General features: G+C 53.4%; 10 protein-coding genes. 4 read left to right on the top strand and 6 right to left on the bottom strand.

Features of this window, described 5'->3' with window-relative positions; genetic code table 11:
• Positions 1-391: 391 nt before the first annotated feature.
• Positions 392-1,363: a DUF1559 domain-containing protein gene (locus OSO_RS0128950; protein ID WP_010586465.1), complete on the top strand. Its 972-nt coding sequence runs from the start codon at positions 392-394 to the stop codon at positions 1,361-1,363.
• Between the two features lie 37 nt (positions 1,364-1,400).
• A complete protein-coding gene (locus OSO_RS0128945) occupies positions 1,401-2,774 on the top strand; it encodes a hypothetical protein (RefSeq protein WP_010586464.1) in 1,374 nt (457 codons plus the stop codon).
• A gap of 366 nt (positions 2,775-3,140) precedes the next feature.
• Here OSO_RS0128945 and OSO_RS0128940 read toward each other — a convergent pair whose 3' ends face one another.
• Both OSO_RS0128940 and OSO_RS0128930 read right to left on the bottom strand, forming a co-directional pair.
• Complete coding sequence (locus tag OSO_RS0128940; protein ID WP_010586463.1) at positions 3,141-4,277, bottom strand: hypothetical protein; 1,137 nt, start codon at positions 4,275-4,277, stop codon at positions 3,141-3,143.
• 371 nt (positions 4,278-4,648) lie between these two features.
• A complete protein-coding gene (locus OSO_RS0128930; RefSeq protein WP_010586462.1) occupies positions 4,649-5,926 on the bottom strand; it encodes a GNAT family N-acetyltransferase in 1,278 nt (425 codons plus the stop codon).
• 628 nt (positions 5,927-6,554) lie between these two features.
• On the opposite strand from OSO_RS0128930, the gene OSO_RS48740 reads away from it, so the two are divergent.
• Positions 6,555-7,682 (top strand): phosphatidylglycerol lysyltransferase domain-containing protein, encoded by a 1,128-nt coding sequence (locus OSO_RS48740; protein WP_157605511.1) that lies wholly within the window; start codon positions 6,555-6,557, stop codon positions 7,680-7,682.
• Between the two features lie 379 nt (positions 7,683-8,061).
• Here OSO_RS48740 and OSO_RS0128910 read toward each other — a convergent pair whose 3' ends face one another.
• The 3 genes from OSO_RS0128910 to OSO_RS0128900 form a co-directional block, all read right to left on the bottom strand.
• Positions 8,062-9,069: a DUF4339 domain-containing protein gene (locus OSO_RS0128910; RefSeq protein WP_010586460.1), complete on the bottom strand. Its 1,008-nt coding sequence runs from the start codon at positions 9,067-9,069 to the stop codon at positions 8,062-8,064.
• A gap of 68 nt (positions 9,070-9,137) precedes the next feature.
• On the bottom strand, positions 9,138-11,771 hold the full coding sequence (locus OSO_RS48735) for an alpha/beta hydrolase-fold protein (RefSeq protein ID WP_010586459.1): 2,634 nt from the start codon (positions 11,769-11,771) through the stop codon (positions 9,138-9,140).
• Positions 11,772-12,025: 254 nt separating this feature from the next.
• Positions 12,026-13,153 carry a DUF1559 domain-containing protein gene (locus OSO_RS0128900; RefSeq protein WP_010586458.1) on the bottom strand — a complete coding sequence of 376 codons (1,128 nt, stop codon included), beginning with the start codon at positions 13,151-13,153 and terminating at the stop codon, positions 12,026-12,028.
• A gap of 982 nt (positions 13,154-14,135) precedes the next feature.
• Between OSO_RS0128900 and OSO_RS0128890 the strand changes: the two genes are divergently transcribed.
• Positions 14,136-18,914 (top strand): SIR2 family protein, encoded by a 4,779-nt coding sequence (locus OSO_RS0128890; protein ID WP_010586456.1) that lies wholly within the window; start codon positions 14,136-14,138, stop codon positions 18,912-18,914.
• Positions 18,915-19,757: 843 nt separating this feature from the next.
• On the opposite strand, the gene OSO_RS45575 is transcribed toward OSO_RS0128890, so the two are convergent.
• The coding region (locus OSO_RS45575) for an ATP-binding protein (protein ID WP_010586455.1) at positions 19,758-20,056 on the bottom strand (299 nt) is incomplete at its 5' end.

Below are 20,056 nucleotides of genomic sequence, written 5' to 3'. Positions count from 1 at the left end.
GGCGATGGCGAAGGCACTGGCGCGTCCGATGCCAATTCCAGCACACATAGGAGTCTCTTTGCAACAGAGATGCCCTACCCTGCTGGAGTGCCGTTTTGACGCATAATTTGCTGCGTGAAGTTAATACAAGTTGTTCATCTGTTTGGGTTTCGGTAAATACTTACGAAATTGACTTGATTGAGTTGGACTCACTGCTAAAATCTCTGACTCCAGACGGAGTGAGACTGAGTCTCAGTAGGCTGGCCACCGCTTTCTTTGCGGAGCCAACAGCCTTCCGATTCTGAAATTGTCGCTCCATCTCCTGTGCTCTATCGCAAGGAGGTGTTGTGAGCGCGCGGTCAATCTGCATGGTTTGACGCACGCCCCTCTGTTTGCATTGAGGATTCGTAATATGCAGCGCGTCACCAAGCGCTCCTCGGCCCGAGTTCGGGCGGGGTTTACCCTGATCGAACTACTCGTTGTCATCGCCATTATTGCGGTTCTCATCGCCCTGCTCTTGCCGGCCGTACAGCAGGCTCGAGAGGCGGCACGGCGCATGCAATGCAAGAACAATTTGAAACAACTTGGCCTGGCGATGCACAACCATCATGAACAGTATGGAGCATTCCCGAGTACGATTTCGACGACCTTTCATTCCTGGAGTGCGCAATTACTTCCATTCGTCGATCAGAACCCTTTGGCCAACATCTACGACTACAAATCCAACTCGACGGATGCGGCGAATAAGGACGCCGTCCAGTTTCAGCTTCCCTTCCATATCTGCCCGTCCGTGCCGGGAGGTCCGCGGCTTGACGTTCGGTTTACAACGGGCTGGCCTGCGGCAATGTCAGATTACGCGGGCAGCTATGGTCCGGAAACGACTCGCATGTGGACCGCGCCGGTCGTGACGACCGTTCCCAAACCCGACACCACGGCATCGGCTCAGACAGGCTTCTTTTCCGGAACAGCAGCGCTCGGGAGCCGCGGACGCCAGTCGCGCGATATCACCGACGGGCTCTCCAATACGATCATGTTTTTTGAGCAGGCGGGAGCTCCCTATGTCTATCGCAGAGGGGTCAAAGAACCGGGGTCTGGTGAGGCCACCGGAAGCCTTTACATCAGCTTACGCTCCTGGGCTCGTACGAATTGTTCCCTGGTTCGTGCCTACAAGGCGACTGCGACGGCCTATGCCGCTGCCGACTACACCGGCGGCACACGCACCATCAACCATACGAATAATATTTCGATCTACAGCTTTCATACAGGGCTGGCAAATGTTGGTATGGGGGACGGATCAGTCCGTAGCGTGAACGAAAACATCAGTCTGGATGTCATCATCGGCTTGCTGACCGCTCAAAACAGCGAAGTTGTCGGCGAGTTCTGATCTCATCCGAAACAATGAGTAACACAGGGATTTCTTCATGGTTCGAGGGATTGTCTGGGGATGCCTTCTCGGCATTTTTTGCTTTGCGGCACAAGGGATCGCCGTCGACGCACCGGTCGCGGTGCGATTTCCCGTCGGGCACCAGGATGCTGGACTTCCTACTTCCGACCTCCCGTTGGCAGCTTACCATGAAAGCCCGGAACACCCCCTGAACCGGCTCCATCAGCTCCTGTTCATGGCGGATCTGGTTCCAGAAGAAATCAATGGTGCGCTTCCCCGTGAAGTCGAAGCGAAAACGGATGCGACCAAGCCGTGGTACTTCCGCAAGCGGGCGGGCACCGCGGCGGATCGTAAACTGTTCGGAGGGGATGTTCGTGTTTCGCCGGTGTTAACGTGGCCGACGGATCGAACCGCGTCATTGCTGGCCGTGGCGAATGAACTGCTCGCGATGCCGTGGGCGCCGTCGGAATCCGGTTTGTCTCCTCTCAATCGTCTGATGCTGCAGTGGGATCTGCTGAGTGTCTGGTGGCGTCTGGAACAGCAGGCCGACACGCCGCCAGAAGTGCTCCATGCGCTCGCCAAGCTGATCCAAAAAACCGCGCAGCCTGCGAGCGTTCTTCGGGCGCTCCCGACGGGATGGAATGAGGGCCACGCTCAATTCGCGACAGCCAATGAATCCACTTCGGCTGCAACCCCCTATTTTTCCGCCGCAGACATTCTCGCGGGAAAGGATGGCTGGGTCGAGTTGTCCCGCCGTTCCACCAAGCTGTTTGTCTCGCCGCAATCGATGCGAAGTTCGCGAGTGTTCCTCAGGCTGCCCCCAGGCACCGACCTGCCTGCCTGGATGGAGACTCAGTCTGTCGCGTCCAAACATCCGGAAAAGCGACCGCCCCAGCGGATCGAAACCGCTATGGTTCTTTCCCTGATCGGAATGACTGCGGAACTGGAACCCGTTGCAACCCCCTTCATCGACGAAATCCGCTTCCGTACGGTCTTTGGCGCAGATGAAGCGGTGGATGTGTCACAGACGACGACCCGGGATGGATCCAATCTCTGGTTGTACTTAGTCGATCGGCAGCAAACCTTTTCAACTGGAACGCCGAGCTATCGATTCATCGCTGACGAAAACCAAGCGATTTTTCCCGAATACGGCTCCGCCAAACACGCCACATACGCGGCTCAATGCACGTTGTGTCATCGTCTGACGAACTCTGGCAACCAAACATTGGCGGGCGTGCGCACATTGTCGACGATCGCCAAAGCTCAGGTGTCCGATCAACCCCAACATCGCCATCGCCTGGCGGAATCGCAAATGCAAGTCGTGACCGAACGCCTGAAGCTGCGACTGGAGCAAGGCTCCGCTTCTCTGCCCGCAGCGACGTTCGACTTTCGTTCATTGCCAGCCGAATAGTCCCCGTTGGCCCACCTCTTACGGTCCAAGTCGAGCTTAAGCTTTCATGACGGCGTGATGAAAATCCTGTTGAAAAAACGGGAACCGGCTCTGCACAAGGGACAACATTCACAATTGAGTGGATGAGACCCAGACCGCAAATTGTCGATAGGAAAATTGTCCACTCACATCATCACACTGTCAGAGTTCCGTCGCCGCAATCTTTCCAATCAAGTCCAAGTCAATCGATAGATTTCCCCGTGGTCTTCCTTTGCGTCCTGGCGCCTTCGCGCCTTAGCGTTAAATTCCCCTCCTGGGCTTTCTACACCAGGCACAAACGGGATTTCGCTCACCACCACCACAGGCCCTCAATTCGAAAAGTCGAAATCAGCGAGTCCTGGCATTTTTGATCTTGTTGATCGCAACTCGTCTCGCGAAGAAAATTGCAACGACACTCACCAAGACCACGAGATTTCCGACGAGAAGCCACGGAAACCCACCGCGGACGTTCGCCTCGTTGACCTTGATGCCGCCGGCCGTGCTCGGTGGATTCGGGGCTTCCGTATGAGTCACTTCCGGAAGCCCGAACGCGGTGAGTAACAGTTCGCTCTGCGGAATGTCACGAACTTTGAGATTGTCGATTTCGCACTCAGACACCGTGCCGTCTTTTCCATCCAGCGAAGCACGTCGATATGTCACGTGTTTGATGACGGGTAGGTCTTCGGCCCCGAGACTGCCGTACTGAAATGTTCCGGCCGATTGAAATTCGAACGCCGAAGTCTTGCCGAGCTCAACATTCGCCACCAGATCATATTCTTCGATCCTCCAACACGACGCAGGATTGAGGAGCGCGCGACCGCCTTTGACTGTAACACTCGGCGAGCGATTGCCAGCACCTGGAGGTTGATTCTCAAGCGGGAATGCCATGTCGAACGCGATCGTAACACGCCCTCCCTCGGTTTCTTGAGCACGGCGTAACTGGCATTTGCCGCTGGCCAGTGCCGCGGACAAATCCTGGCCGACAATGGTCCATGGTGCCTCGAGATACCGCAAAAAGCCCACTTCCCGAGCGAGAGCATAAGGGTTGCTCGGTTCTTCTGTGCCAACTTGCAAGAGATTCCACTTTTCGTTCTCGGCTTTGCGCGACAGTGAAAACGAGTACTTCAAATTGCGGCCACCGGCGCTCGAGGGACTTGTTTGCTCGATTGGTGTTTTTGTCGTGTCGATAAACACGAAGGACGACTGGTTCATCTTGAAGTCAATCTGTCGGATGCGAGCCTCGCCCTTTCCATCAATAGAGGTCTCTTTGATTGTCGCCCGTCCTTCGACGGCGGAGACGGCCTCTTTCAGCTTTGCCCAACCGAGCGGAGCTTCGTCGAGAACACGCGGGACGAGCGCCGTCGTCGTGTCATCATCCGCGAGAATTTCTAGCTGTGGGACGAATGCGATCTGCAACAAACCGACCGCAAGGCAACTGCCGATCATCGTTGATAGTGTGTGTCGTCTCGCTCGCATCGAACTCATACGATCGCGTCTCCAATACGAGAGTGACTGGCCGCGGCTCGCAAGCATCACGTTCCTTTGGCATTGAATCCATCGCTGGTTGGCACCTGTTGAGTGTGCTCACTTGACCGGTCTCACATCGTCAAGACGTTGCTGATCCGTCGAACAAGACTCACAATTCGATTCTCGAAAATCAAGCTGACATTGCCGACAAGAATCGAGCTCCACGAAACGTAACCGTTCACAGCCCGGGGACAGACTCATTTTCCCGCGGTCAAGGGAAGGCTGAGCTTAGCAGCCTGTTGAAATTACGGGGACTGGCTCCGGCCCGCTTAAAAACGCCATGACCTCGTCAACGCCAAGGTGCCTGTCCCCCTTCCTTCGACAGGCTGCTAGGACAATCCGCCAGCTGATCCGCTTGTGGCGGCCGTTTCCGGTGCGAGAAATTCGGACGTGCCGTTTGTCGTGTTCGCTTCGCCAAAAAACGGATGCGCGGGGAAGAGCTGATCAAAAAAGTTCGTGATCACCCATTTGGCGATCGGTTTGACGGCCATGACGTACATCGAACGTCGCGCCTGAACGGCGCCCAGCTTCACGTGTTTGACGTAGTCCGAATTCTGGCCAAGATCAATTGTCGATGCTTGATGTTGCGTTCCGTTTGCGACGGCCTGGAACAATAAATTGAAATAGACGTGCGATTTCTCGTTGATCGATTCGTCGTACCCGATGTAAAGCGATCGATATTCCCTTCCGAACCAGAGCGACATGACAAATCCACGAACGCGATCCCCTTCCATCGCAAAGGTGAATTCGCACGAGTCCCCTAGCTGACGGGCCATCTCCAGAAAGAACTCTCTGGTCAGATGCTCAAATTTCGTTGCCGATCGCTGGAAGACGAACTCGTACATCTGATGTGTTTCTGGCGTGTACAATCGCTCGATCGTCGAATAGTCAGACGTGGTCACCAACCGCAGCCCGTTCGCCGTGAACTTCTTCCGCGAGACGTTGATCTTGCCTCGCCGTTTCCAGCCGAGCTCATGCAGGAAACCTTCGAACGAGCCGCTGTTCGGATGAATCAGATTCGTGGGCAAACTGTCTGCACGGCGATAGCCCAATGCTTCCAGTAGCTTGAGCTGTGTGAGCTCTGCGTCGGTGAACTCCTTCAGAACAATGATTTTCACGCGATCTTCTCGTGCCACCCGTCGCATCGTTTGATCGAGCCGTTTTAAGACGGCCGTGGTATCCGCCCCCTCCGCAAAGCGCAAGGCACTTTCGCATCCCGAGAGTGGCAGTCCACAGAAGTGAATCCGGAACGTCACGAGCTTGCGTGAAATGTGACGAAGGCGATCCAGAATCCAGCGAGCCCACGGATCATCGGTCAGGACGCCGATATCCACCTCAAATGTGCAAAGAACGGCAATTGCTGCCGGTTCGCCAACCGAATCGCGATAAAGGACATACCGAAACTGGCAGGTCGGTCCCAGGCTGGTTTCGGTCGCCTGCAGCAGTCGTCGATCAAGCGACGAGTCAGACGGCAAACGGACCTGTTCCCAGGCCTCTGCGTCGATTTCGTTTGCCGAAAGCCAAACCTGTTCGCTCAAATGCTGTGCACTGAATCCTAGAGCGGATGTACGTACCGCTAATGCCGAAACACCATTTTCGTCGTACATCTGCACTTCCTTGTCGCTGGGATGGCGCTGCCTCGTGCGTTGTCACCGCTCACTTTTCGAATTCACGGTCGTGCTTGCCGGATTGTGTCATGCCGGCTTTGCGAGTGACGTTCTGATGCAACTTGTGTTCAACAGCCTGTTGAAGTAACGGGGGCTGGCTCCGACCGGAACCGTTCACAGACCGGGGACTGGCTCATTTTCCCACGGTAAAGGGAAAGCTCACCCTAGTTGATGCACTATGAATTCCAATTGAACCGGGAAAATGTGCCTGTCCCCCTCTCTTCGGGCTGTGAACGGTTGCGCTCCGACCAGATTAAAAAACGCCATGACATCGAGAATGCCAAGGTGCCTGTCCCCTGTCTTCAATCATCGCGCAGGGCTCTCTTCTGTTACGGAATTCTCCCCTCGCGATCTTGAGGGCTTTCTCCGGATTCACTGCGAAAACAGAGATCACGTACAAAAGTCTGTACGCGGCTTTCGTCCTATTTTATCAGTTATTCCGATCGGTCAGACGGCTGCACGCGCGTTGGTGAAATCGACAGAAGCAGCGTCTGCATGCATCACAATTCGACGAACTGGAACCGAAACGTATGAGGATTACGCCACCTTCATCTCGTTCGTGAATAAAATGCAGACACAAACTCATCGGCCACACCTCCACGGTTCCGGCCACCACCGAGTTCGTACATTTCAAAGGCCCATCAACGAACGCGAACTTGCCGAAAAATTCGCGTTCGAGCATGGGCAAACGTACGATTCGTATCTCGCCTGCGAAGCCGACCGGAAGTTCTTTTTTTCTTCCGATCGCAGGGGCGCCGTCTCGTACACGGTCGTTTTGGGGCACGTGAAAGTCGGTGGAGGCCTGTTGGCTGCCCCTGATGATCGGCCGCGACTGTTGGGCGAATTCTTGCGCATGGTCAAAAGGAACTACAACTCGGCCGCGTTCTTCAATATCACGGATGAGGATCTTGACCTGTTCCGGCGATTTGGAATGCACGTCACCAAATGGGGCGAAGATGCCATCCTCAACTTGTCGACGTGGGCTCCGACTGGCGGTGCGTTCGAGTGGCTACGGCGACAAAAAAACTTCTGTCAGCGAGCCGGTCTCGTGACGGAAGAATGGTTTCCGACACCGACCAATGTTCTCGATCAACTCCGCACGCAAAACGAACTTCGCATCGTGGAATTGGAGTCGATTCAGGACAAGCCGCAAGCCTGCACGATGCGCTTCTTCGAAGGACAGCTCGACTTCGCTCACCTGGACCGAAAGCGAATTTTTATCACTCGATCTGAACAGGGACGAATCGAGGCCTTCGTCGTGGCAAATCCGTATGACGACGGACGCGGCTGGGCGTTCGAAATGTATCGCCATCGCGCGGACTCGGTCCGAGGAGCCGTTCCTTTCACGATGTTACAGGCGATCGACACACTACGCGCAGAGGGAGTCGACCAGGTCTCACTCTGCTTGCTTCCAGGCCACAATTGTGGCACCCACGACCGTCAATCAAGCCGCCTGATACAGGGGCTATTAAAGTTCGGCATCGCACGACTTCAATGTTTGTTCGACGTCGCCGGCCTCTGGCAATTCAAGACACGGTTCCGACCCAACCTCGACAGCCGCTACATCTGCACGTATCCACGAGCCAACGTCTTGACGATCGCCACCAGCGTCCACCTCCTCGGAGTCCTCTACGTCTCCCCGATGAAAGTCGTGAAACGCTGGCTGCAAATGCGATCAAGACCAAAGGCCGCCTAACAGCCGTTGAAGTAACGGGGGCGTGAGCCGGATAGCGCATGGCGTGGGTCGGTGTCATGCGGCGCATGAACGACTCAGCTCTCCATCGAGGCTGGGTCGCAGGACAAGGTGCCATTGATGGAGCATCCGTTGAACGCAAATGAGCGTGGCATCATGCGACTCGAGCCCTTCTGCAAGAATTGTCCCATACGTGGCATCGTCCTCAGGCTTGTAGAAATCTCCTGACATCCGTTGCCTCGATTCAAAACACGGGGCAATCCGCCTGGTGCCTTTGATTTCTCTGGGGGGTGCCGACAAGACATCGCGATCAACCTCGCGGTGGACCAGACTGATACCGTCATGGGCGTGGCAATCGCCAACATTGAATGGCCCACATGGCTCAATGTCGAGCGAATCCCGCGGACCACCAGTGCTTTGAGAAAAAAGCAATTGCCGCACAGGCCAACACAAGATCAAAAGCGACAATTCCCATCGTCCAGTAGTCAACCGGCGGCCTGGACCGGGCCGGCTTCTCGAGTTTCACTTTGACACTTGCCAACAGCGTGCTGATCTTATCGTCCGTTTCCGCGGATTTCCCCGCGCGGTCCCGAATCGCAACTGGAATATAATCCCGCGCAAGCCACAATAAAGACATCGACACGGGGTCGTCGATCTTTGCGTTCCTTTGCAACATTGGCAACAGCTCTGTGACCTGAAAGTTTGACCTCTGCTCAAACCTATCCCAGTCATGGGCCGTGGGGTTCTTCAGTCGAAATTCTTCTAATTCCGCCACAATTTGTGCCAACGTGGAATAGACGTGCTTTTGAGTCGTCCAGGTAATCGGCAGCTTGGGGATGGCGAAGATCACGATGAGCGTCGCAACCGACGACCAGACGATCCATGAACGGAGGGCACGAGCGGCAAATGGCCAGGCATTCTCCGCGACTCCGGTCGCAACGTCCATCGGGTACGAGATGATCGATTGCAAAAGAGGGACGAGCGAATCGCCAATAAGGCTGCGACGCCGGATAGGTTGCGGTCGAACGGCTCCTTTTGCGGGCTTGGGCGTCTTCGATTGTTGGCGATCGACGCATTCTGCGAATAATTTCAACATTTCGTTATTCGCGGGCGCAAGAGAATTCTTTTTTGCCGAACGATCCAACGTTGTCGAAGAGTTCTTGTCCGTCGATGGACGGCTTGTGAATTCGAGTCCTTCAATTTCGGACGCCTTCATCCACGCCATAGAATTCTTCAATCGAACGAGGGTACTTGGCGAGACAACTCCCGCCTGAACGGCCTCCATGAATTGCTCAGTTGTGATCGGGCCGACGTTCCCGGTTGAGGTTTGATAAATCCAACACGCATCCGGGACTTCTGCCGCATTCGAATCGATAACACCTTTTGACATCGTAAGCTCGCTTGTTGCGAAATTCTTTCTTTCGAACCTGCTGTCAAACTAGGGGAACTCTCCGCGAGTCAGCAGCCTTCGGACGACGACAAAGCCTTCTTCTTGGCGAGCGTTCTTGCAATGAACACGAGCCGAAAGAGAAGCGTCAAAGTTGCAGCAGCACCGACGTAAAAACGCCACGAATATTGACTGAACAACGAAACGCGTTGATGGAGTTGCTTGCCGAGCACAAGCACTTTCACTTCATAAGGGGTTAACGGTTTTTGTTGGTCAGCGGCAGTTTGCCGCGCCCATTCGTTTGTCGCCTGATCAAACACGATTGCACCAACAGGAATCTTGCTTGGTAGAGGGGAGTCTTGCTGCAATCCGTCGACAATGCATTCCACATTCTTTGCGGAACCGATTTCAAACACCAATTCGTCGCCCGGAAACCGTTCTTGCACAGCGGGAGCGGGGTCGTCAGGTCTGGCAATCAATTTCCACGACTTGGGGATCCAGTGCTGATGTTTGTCTTGAAGGTATTCGATATCAACTTGCGAGCGGAACTCGCCAACAACCGTCGTGGTCGCCCTCAGAATCACAAACTCGCGAAGCGGGTCTAACCAGAATCGCCGATTGAATGAGCTTGCGTTTGAACGCGTTGTTTCCTCAATCACGATCGTTTGACAACCCGCCACCTGAGCACTCGTGGAAATCAGCTGACATTGATCCAACTGGCAATGGATGCCGCGCGCCGAGAGGGGATGCAAGGCCAAGGCGGGAGCATGCCAAGAAACTTCGTCCAAGTCACCCGGCCGGTCATTCCAAATGTCGATACCACTGAATTGGACTGCACCCAGTCCTCGATCATTGTCGGTCAGTACGACATCCGTGCGCTGGTCGATGGTGCAGTGGACATTCCATCGCAAAGTGCCGAATGGATGCTCGTCGGGAATTTCAAACTTTGTCGCCAAAGCTTGCTTAAACTCGTCTGAGCTGGATAGGCATTCGACGCGACATTTGCGCCAAAGATTCATGAGTCCATATGGCCAAACTGTCGAGTAACGCAATGCCTCTGGTGACAAGCTTAGTCGGCTTACCGTTTGGCTTGGATTTTGTGGTTGGTCGGTGAGGCCGGGGCGAAATAACTCCGATGCAAAACGGCACTCATCGCCTTCGTCCCAAGTCACTTCGATATTTGCGAATGCGGCCTCGCGTTTTTTCCAGGCGGTGCCGATCGATGCCATGTCAACGGTTTCGAATTGATTCACGGCTGTCGAGGTGGGTTCGGCAGCCGTGGCCTCACGATTCGTGGTGCTTTCCGCCGCAGGGTCTCGCCGAATGCGGACATTTCGGATCTGCACACTCGTGCCCGGATCCCCAACAGCCACAAATCCGATGTTCGCGTCAGGGGTCGACAACGGAACGTGACGAACCAGATTCCAACCGTTCAGATCAACCGAAATATGCTCTGAATCAAATGAAATTCGAAGATCGTTCCACGCGCCGACACAAATTGCCCGCTCAGCAAACGGCGATGCGGACTGAAGACAGCGGGAACTGGGCCAGGAATACGCACCACTCGAACTCAAATCGTCGATTGCCAGGTCAATAACGTCTCCCGCTTCTGGGGCGTCTCCCGTTCGTCGGCCCAATAATCCGATGCCAAATCGCTTTGTTCCCGCTTGAGGCAAGAATTCCAGATGGACCTCTTTGACACCTCGAATCGATACTTCGCTAAGAGTTGTTGGATTTCGAATGACCGAGTCAGACGGTGCATCGACCTTTTGTTCTGCCGATTTGAACGACAAGCCTTGATCTTGCGATGAACTGACTCTCGATGGGAATGCGGAGGGTTCAAGAAGTTCAAACGGTAAGCTTCTCACCGCTCGACGGCTACGAGTCTGGTTGGCCAGCCAACGATACAGGCCTCCATTCCGATAGGCAAAATCCCAGCCATTGTGGACCCATTTCGAAAACACTTCTTTGATGCCCAGCTCTGTGTAGAACGGACTTTGGCCATGTTTTAGAAAACCGAAGTGAGCCGTCGAATTGGATTCGGCAATTTGATTCCCGTCGAGATCAACGGCATAGCTCCAAATTGGCAGTTCTGATTCGGAGATTCTCAAAACGTCCGCATCGCTGACGTGTGCTGAAATCGGAATTGCCGCCGCGATGCGATCTGGATGAGCGGCTGCGATTGTCCATGCCCCACGACCGCCAGTCGATATGCCACTCAGAAATACTCGATCGGGATCGGTACGAAACTCGTTTTCGACTTCAGTGGCAATCAACATGGCAAGTTTGGTTGATTGCGACTCGCTACTCCAAACATCGCCCTTCTTGCATTGCGGCCAAATCACCACAAACGGAAAACGATGTCGTGATTCCCAAATGATTGGCGCCACTCCGTCCTTAAGCGGCAAGATTCCATCACTGCCATTCGCACCGAATCCATTCAAGTAGATGAGCAGTGGCAGTCGTTCGTTGGGAAGTCGGCGATAAGGGACGAACATCATGTAACGATGCGCCACTCCTTCGGAATCGATGTAGGTCCTGTTCTGAAACCCCTTAGTCCATTCGGCGTGTTCGGAAGATTCACGTGAGCTGCTTGTTGACTTGGGCTTGGCAATTGCAAACTGGCTGTAACTTACCGCGCACAGGATCGTGCTAAAAATTCCAACGAAGATGGCGACTCGATCGGGGATGCAAAGCCGGAACATGTTTTGGGAGACCGCATCTTGGTGTTAGACAGTCGTTTCGCTGCGCGGATCAGGAATCACTCGTCGAGCAAACACGCAACCGTTCACAGGCCGGGGACTGGCTCATTTTCCCGCGATCAAGGGAAGGCTTAACCTAGCAGTCTGTTGAAGTAACGGGGGCTGGCTCCGGCCAGCTTAAAAAACGCCATGACATCGTCAGCGCCAATGTGCCTGTCCCCCTCTCTTCGGGCTGTGAAATTCTTACCACACACTCTTCAGAATCCGGCACTAAACCCCTTGGCGGGTTCACGATTGTGCATATAGAACCAAACATCCGGGTTGACTGTATCCGCAACAAAATGGACTGATCCGTCCGCCGCGAGAACATTCACACCCGCTGGATGCATGCTGCGTGAGGTGGCCTGACCATTCATCTCGGGATCACCCGGTTGGCCCTGGAGTCGGCAGGGCATTCGCAGCTTTTCGAGTTTGTCCGCACCGAGAGCTGCGATTGTTTTTCTGCATCCGACGATTTGCTCGACCTCGGGGTTTTGGTTGTTCGGTCCGTTGTCTCCTTCGCTCAACAAGCCGTGGCGAGCTGTGAGGCTCGACCCAATGAAGCCGAGCGCCCATGAACCGCGAGAGTCCGTTGGCGCCACTCCAGCGCGAATCTCGTCCACGAGGACGAAGTTCGAGGCCCCGCCCGTACAATCCTTAAGGCTGAATGATTTGTTGACCCCCCCTGCCCCACTGCCCCACAGCACTGAGTTTTTGTTTGCCAAATCAGGATCATCCACGTGAAATCCATCAACACATTTCGGATCCATTTCGTGGATGCAGTACCGCCCCGGTCCCATATTCATCGCATAGTTGCCCCGAGCATAAGTTTTCTCCGCCCCCATGAACTGACCGCGAGAATACGGCGTCGAATTGAAAGGATCGTCAGGACACTTAAGGATCGCAATGGGAGTCGAGCAAACGGCTGCGTTTGCCGTGTCTGCAACGAGCAGATTTGAGTTGAATGAGTTCCACACCGCTGATTCCCCCAATGAAGGCAGCAGCATGATCAACCAATTCGCATGAAGACGATCAGCATCCCTGGATGTCAGTCCAAGCGCGATTCGATCGATGACTCCAATGGGAATTCGATTGCGCGCCAATGGCTCACCCGGCGGCCCCGCCCAAACCGCCGCCGGCGGAAAGACGCTGAACTGATCGTGATAGTTCTGAAGAGCGAGCCCAATCTGCCGCAGGTTGTTGCTGCAGCTAACCTTTCTTGCGGCCGACCTTGATGATTGAACCGCAGGCAGGATCAGCGCGACCAGAAGTGCGATGATCCCAATCACGACCAACACTTCGACGATCGTGACTCCCCGACGTCTTGGTGTGTGTTTTTGATGCATGGCTGTCTTCTTAATCTTGCGTGGTTGTAAATGATTCAGTCGCCTTGAGGGTAGCGTATTATTGTGCATTTTCAACTCGAGGGTATCAGAAACACGAATCCACTGCCTAACAGTCTGTTGAAGTGATGGGTCTGGCCCTGGCGAGCTTAAAACGCCATGACATTGTCAACGCCAAGGTGCCTGCCCCCTGATTTCAACAGGCTGCTATGAGGGCTGGCGAGCGACAAGGCTCGCTTGCTAAGCACAAATGGCGTCAATGGCTTATAAGGCTATCGCGTGTGATTCGTCGAGTTGCTTTCTCGGTCTCAAGTGATTCGTATTGCTGCAGAATTGCCGCCGGCTCCTTTCCTGATGTCTGGCTTAAAAAATCACCCAGAACACTGCTGGAAAGTCGACGATGTTCGAAAAAAGGAACGAGAGCGCTCCCCAAAGCGAGGAAACTCACCTCACACCGAGCGTGATTGAGGGCTGCGGTTCACCCTACGCTTTCGCTTGGCGCGTGGTCGGGAGCCCGGTGGCGCAGGATGTGGGGCGCGGTAACAGCCATGGCAAACGTGACGAACGCGTCCAGCGGCACACCCGGCGGAGTCAAAGACCACAAGCACGATCGGAAACATTCCTTACGGAAGCTGGAAGATCCCGGCGGCATCCATGATCTTGAGGGTGGATTGGTCGAAGAAGGCGAGATGCGACAACGTCGGCATGCACGTCACCGAATAACAAAGGTTCCTGACATCTTGTTCATTCCCCGTTCTCAGAGGCTCGGGCGTGCTCGTGGTGATGTGTATCAAGCGAGTTGTGGATTTATGGAACATGCGTGCAGTGTTGAGTTGTTTTTGATGCGGTTTGAGGGTATGTTTTTAACACGATGTGTATGTTTGTTCATTTTCTTGCGCGACGTGTTTGCGGCACAGTTGCGAGATTCGTTTCGTCGCATCTGTTTTCATGCATGTGACTTACACTTATTGATGGCTAGCAACTCATGCGCATCGACGACGAAGACTTCTTTAATGTCATTAAGATCGCCTGGAGGAATGGACGCCCCATTGTTCCAATTATTGGAGCGGGCGCGTCAGCTGACTCTGGATTTCCACCGCTTGCTTCGATTGTTCGCTACATTGCAAAGTTAAGTTGCTATCTGACGCACAAGCTCTATCTTCCGCCGTCCGCGTCCGAGTCTTTGTTTCGGACACAAGTGAAGCTATTTGCTGAACGCCCAGATGAATTCATTTCCATTTTTGGGTGGCCGGATCGATTTCAGCTCAATGCAGATCTGCGAGCACGCATTGGCGAAATGGATGCAAAGGCATCGCCAAGAAAGGAATGGGAAATCGATCCTCGGCGTGGCTCACGCGGTTTGATGGATGCGGCGCTGAGTCACGCACTTGACGCGCTGGCGCAAAAGATCAACCCCGGTGGTTACTGGCATCTTGATCGGTATCTGAGCAACTCCATTCGAAACACGGCGACAGCGATCGAGTCCGCATTCAAGGCAAATCGCATTTCATCGTCGCTTCGGGCAAAGCTCCTGGAGTCGTTACAGGAACCCTCGGACATACAAAGCTTCCGCTATCAGGTCGTTGGCGACTGGAAGCCGCTGCTTCGCCATGTTACGTGGTATCATCCGGAGCTTGTTGATGCGCTGTTCTCTCGTCTCGCTCGCAACCGGGCACCGGGCTCGACACATACAATGTTGGCTCATCTATCACACTTGCTTCGCATACGCGCTCTCTTCACGTTCAATTTCGATCCCTTCATTGAAACCGCACTCGCTCGCGAGAACGTGTCTCATCGTGTTTTTGCAATGGAGCACGGTACCGAATTGCCTTCGCGGCATCATCTTGACGATTCTGTATCTGTGATCAAGATGCATGGAAGCACTCATAATATCCTTGTCGATGAACGAGTCGACTATCGCGTTTCTGATCGGTACAAACAGCAGTTTCTGCAACTCATCGGCGAGAATCCGCTTTTACTGGTGATCGGATGCAGTGGAAGTGACAGGCGCCTCGTTGACCTAGTCAGTGATGTGATGAATGACGTCTCTGATGCGACGGCCGTTTGGATGCATCACTCGAAGCGTGACGATGTGCCGGCAAGTCTACGTGACCGCAGAAGACTTTCCCACTATGCAACTTATGACCTTGGGCGCTCCTTTCAACGGCTCTTCGAAGAACTAACAGAAAGATTGCCGAATTCAACCGCTCCTTACGTCGCTCACATCGATCGGCCCACAATCCCGCAGAGCGGTCAGAATGGCAAGTCGCAGTACGAAGTTCATAAACGCCCGATAACAATCTTTTCTGCCATTCCCCGCGCTGTCGCTAAGGACTTTCCGTCGACCAGCAGGGACTTCCTATACGCACTTGCCGAAGTGCCACAAGGTTATACGATCGTTCATGTCGACTTGGAGGAGCATCATACGTTAGAACAAGTGGCTGCCGAGATTGTGGATCAGATCAGGAGGGGCGACACGGCTCTGCCGCCATTTGTCACTTCCGGCGGCATTTCTGAACAAGATAGTGGAAATGATTCCTGTTCGTATGCAATCAGCGCTGCCGATCGAGTTGTAAACGCGCTTCGTCGAAGTCGATATGCACTTTGCATTTCCGGCATTGATGCATTTCCCTTTAGGCCGACGACTCATCACGGAGTCACGCGCGAGTTCTCGCCGAAAGACAGAGCAAGGTTTCGCCTGCTGATCGAGTTTCTCTTGCACATTACTCGCAAAGTATCCGGTGATTGGACTCTGGGCGATTCTTTTGTCGTACTTGCCCACGAAATGGCATATGGGCGACATTGCCGCGAGGACTTAGAGCGTGCTTCTCAAAAAGGTCTTCAACACTCCCTCAATGACTGGCTGAATCGGTCGAGACGCATCCCTAAGGTGCTCCTCCATGTGCCGAAGCTTGATTCGGACCGTAGTCTCTGTGAAGCGACCGAAAAGGAACAAGTCGTGACCATGGAAGAGCTCAAGGCACCATTCTACTCACCAGCTGCTCTCCGCGATTTTAGTCTCGTTGGCCGGTCTGAGAATGACGCTGTTGCATCAGAGATCGAGTCCGCAAAGAGCGGCATATCACCAACCCAGGGGCTTACCGTCGCGGTCATGGTAACGGCGGTACTCGCCTTTCATCGACGTACGCGTACGAAATTGGGCATCAAACATTTAGTGAGTGACATATTCCGACAAGCGAGTTATGCATCGGCCGATGTGTCCAAGCCCAACGGCCACGTCACTCAGATCACTTTACGTCTTAAAGATGCTTCGAAATGTCCTCATTGGATGTCGTGGACGAAAGAAGATGGTCTATGGTTAGACAGGCCCGCACGCGATTGGATTTACGACTTCAACACCCGATTCACGACAGAAGGGCAGCTGTCAAAACGAGATGAGCACCCCCGTGCCTTCCTCCAAATCGTAATGGCGGCGATCATCCATGATCGAATTGCTCGCAATTATTACTTAAACCAGTTTCTTCCATCTCGAGATCCCTTTTTTTTCATGGAATACGTTTATCATCGAATGTCAACATTGCGCTACCTGGCACAATTACAGGCGATGTCATTTGATCCTCAATTCGCTTCCACTGTGACCGCCGCTCATACGATCCATCCGCTATTCGCAGATTGCAACGTCGACGATCATGCTGCAGGATGTAAATCCGAACCTACTGGAATACTTGCCTTTTACGCTGATGGATCAGACTGGAAAGAATTCTTCGCCTCCATCGCGGATGTTGCACGGAGTGTGCAATATGGCCCGAAGCTACAGTCGACTGTTCAACGCTCGGTGCGGGCGATTCGCGGAAGATGCGTTCAGGGACTGACGGAAACTTGGGTACGAAGTGAATCCTATATCAGGCAAGCGCTACCACCCGAGCAGGTCGTGACATGGTGCGAAAATCTACTCGATTACAATTTGGGTGAGTCTTCCATTCCCCTAGAGAAACGCAATGCGAATGATAGGACCAGTGCATTGCACGCGGGCCTGGTTAAAGGTTTATTTACAGCGCGCGACAAGCGCAGCGTTATTGCAAAAAAGAATCTTCAAATTGCTGAATCAAAGAATGAAGTGACTCAGATTCGCCGAGGCCTTGTCGATGCCATCAAAAACACGCTATTCCGTGGCATGTATGCTCATGCAAGTTACCTGAAGATTGTCGATCACGAATGGCTGTTTTCTGGGTTAGACCAAAGTAAAAGTGATGCACGCCACTGGGAACTAAATCGATCGGTTGCGCGGCTATGGGCCTGTAACTGTCGAGGAGACACGATTCCGGGAACTCGAGGTGAGCATAAGTTTAAGCAGTTGAGCACGACGATCACGGCACAGGCCATGAAGTTGCGTCGGAATAAGCGGCTTTGGGGGCAGGGATCCGAAGCGAGATTGCGTGCATTCTACTTGGAAGCGGAAGCAGCGCTCGCGCCTTTTTTTGTGACTGATGGATCATTTTCATCTTTTGGACTGCCTGTGCTTCAATTAAACATCGATCAAAGCCGTTTGTTGGAAGTGAGGAATAGAGATCAAGATGAAGTGCGCGCGAACGAAAAACGCATCGCCAGCTTGAATGAAGTAATCATGCATCTCGTTTCAGCGATCGAAGAAGCGAGAGAGGAGAACAGAACAATAGGAGATAATATGCGAAATCCGCTGCTCGAGCCGACGGCGGATCGTGGGCTGTTTATTCCTTATCGATCTCTTTTTCAGATTCAACTAGGCCGAACGAATTTGTTCATCGCAAAACTATTGTCAAGTAGTGCGAGAATCGAAGTTGAGCTCGCGAGGATTGACAATGCATTGAACGGGACTGAAATCGCGACATCATTCGAAAAGGCTGCCAGTCTGATGAGAAGGTCCCGCGAGCATCTCACGGCCGCCTATCGAGATCTTGCGTACGCAAAGCATGGAATCGGAATCGAAAATTCTGCACTACTGGCAATTTCGGATTTGTGTTGTGCTGAAGTCGGCCTTGCTGGTAGCGACCATGAAGTCGCGTGGCTCTACCGCAAAGGGTGGGATTATGGTGAAAAGATGGTCAGAAGGTCCCAGGCAAAGCTGCAGACAGCTTCTGGCTACCTCACCAGGTCTTTATCCCGGTTGGTTCAGGGGCCGCGTATGATCCTGCTGTGGCGACTGTTTCATATGACTCAGGTGCACTACCATATGCGAAGAATCGCTACGATTGCTGATGAAGTTACATACAAAGCAAAGATGGCGAAGGAACGAATGGAAACGTCTCCTGACGAGGATGGTGACGCTTGGACAGCAAGAAAAGTGGGCGAACTTGTGCGACGTGTGCGTCTCGCGGTATTGGGTATCCGCTTCGGAATTGATTACTCAGTTGGTGAGGACGCTTCCCAGTTTCGGAAGCGGTTTATAAGGCTATGGGCACAGGTGGCGGCAACAGCACTCTATTGTGCTGCTGTTTTGGCACATGCTCGCCAATTTGTTGATAATTCATTGCTGGATACGCTTTTATCTGGATGGTTTGATATCAATCAATCAGAAGGAATGTTTGCATTTCCGGACACGTCGATAGCAAATCGTGTACCTGACAATGTTCGATCTATGTTGGCAAGTCGGCTCGCTGCATTTCGGGAAATCGTAAAGAAGCCACTGGATCGGATGCTGATTATCTGGGATGACATTCACGATCTTGGAGGGATCGTCTTTATGCGAGACCAGATGTGGAATGAGTTCACAGCCCCGATCCACGAATTTGTAATCACGGGGGAAGGCAAAGATTGGATTCGGTAGAGGTGTACCATGGAGCACAGCAGCTTCATCGTATCGATTGAAATTCGATTCAAGAAGTGTTTTCTTTTGCTCAGTGTGATTGAAATGATTCTGCTGATAAAGGAACGCTTGTCATGATTCGCCTGTCGCGGGGTGGGGCAGCCACAAGACGCTGCACATTTGAACCAGGCGAGATGTCAGCTAGTTGTGTGGCGCAGCTCACGCCAGCGGTCAAGACAGGTTCGTGAATCCATAGGCGACATCTCGCTCGCGCAGCGGTACGCGTGGGTGTGCGAGATACTAAAAGTCGTTGAATGGCATTATATGCGACGTGGGTCACCCCGCCAGCATCAGTCAGTGCCTGGACGACATCGGACAGGAACTCGGCAAGCATCATTGATGGAAAAACGCGGCGTGGCTGCTTCGACAAAGCCGCGGGGAAGAATCCTCGGCATCTGGTGTCGGCGACGCCATGCGACACCCGATTAACATTTGGGCAGGTGGCGACGGACGCCAAATCCAACGATGTCACGGCTATTGCCCCTTCTCGTGGCGTCTGCCAAACTCAAGACGCGTTGTCTAATAGTCTGTTGAAGTACGGGGGGCAGGCATCTTGGCATTTACGATGTCATGGCGGTTTTTCATCGGATCGGAGGCAGTTCTCGTTACGTCAACGGGCTGCTAAGTGACCTTTAGGGCTGGAGATCGCTGTGTGGGAATTCTTGAGGGGGTGGAAGCGCAAAGTCGGCATGGTGACGCTGTTTCTTGCGTGCTTGTCAATTGGCGCTTGAAACAGTACCACTCGTTTGCACTTCAAACGGTACCATTTATCGGTTGATGTCTTTAATGGTACTGTTTGCCCTTCTATTCTTCGGCTTTGGACCCGGTGGGCGCTTTGGTATCGTTTGAACTTTTTTTCGATTTCTCTAAACGATAACTCTTGCCGGTGATTTGCACGACTTCCGCTCGATGCAGGAAGCGATCCAAGATGGCAGTTGCGCTGGGAACGTCGCCGATCAATTGGCCCCAATCGTCCAAGGGTCTGTTGCTGGTCATCATCGTGGAGCGAAGCTCGTGTCGCCGCATGATGATCTCGAACAGGTACTCACCTGATCGCTTGGGTAACTGCTTCATCCCCATGTCGTCGACGATCAGCAGATCCG

The organism is Schlesneria paludicola DSM 18645, assembly GCF_000255655.1.
In the GTDB taxonomy this organism is placed as follows: domain Bacteria; phylum Planctomycetota; class Planctomycetia; order Planctomycetales; family Planctomycetaceae; genus Schlesneria; species Schlesneria paludicola.
Note: the sequence above shows the minus strand (reverse complement) of the source record. Positions and strands in the feature narration are given on the sequence as shown.

Excerpts from the sequence above, each read along its gene's own strand:
- OSO_RS0128950 (WP_010586465.1), top strand. The coding sequence starts at position 392 with ATGCAGCGCGTCACCAAGCGCTCCTCGGCCCGAGTTCGGGCGGGGTTT.
- OSO_RS0128945 (WP_010586464.1), top strand. The coding sequence starts at position 1,401 with ATGGTTCGAGGGATTGTCTGGGGATGCCTTCTCGGCATTTTTTGCTTT.
- OSO_RS0128940 (WP_010586463.1), bottom strand. The coding sequence starts at position 4,277 with ATGAGTTCGATGCGAGCGAGACGACACACACTATCAACGATGATCGGC.
- OSO_RS0128930 (WP_010586462.1), bottom strand. The coding sequence starts at position 5,926 with ATGTACGACGAAAATGGTGTTTCGGCATTAGCGGTACGTACATCCGCT.
- OSO_RS48740 (WP_157605511.1), top strand. The coding sequence starts at position 6,555 with ATGCAGACACAAACTCATCGGCCACACCTCCACGGTTCCGGCCACCAC.
- OSO_RS0128910 (WP_010586460.1), bottom strand. The coding sequence starts at position 9,069 with ATGTCAAAAGGTGTTATCGATTCGAATGCGGCAGAAGTCCCGGATGCG.
- OSO_RS48735 (WP_010586459.1), bottom strand. The coding sequence starts at position 11,771 with ATGTTCCGGCTTTGCATCCCCGATCGAGTCGCCATCTTCGTTGGAATT.
- OSO_RS0128900 (WP_010586458.1), bottom strand. The coding sequence starts at position 13,153 with ATGCATCAAAAACACACACCAAGACGTCGGGGAGTCACGATCGTCGAA.
- OSO_RS0128890 (WP_010586456.1), top strand. The coding sequence starts at position 14,136 with ATGCGCATCGACGACGAAGACTTCTTTAATGTCATTAAGATCGCCTGG.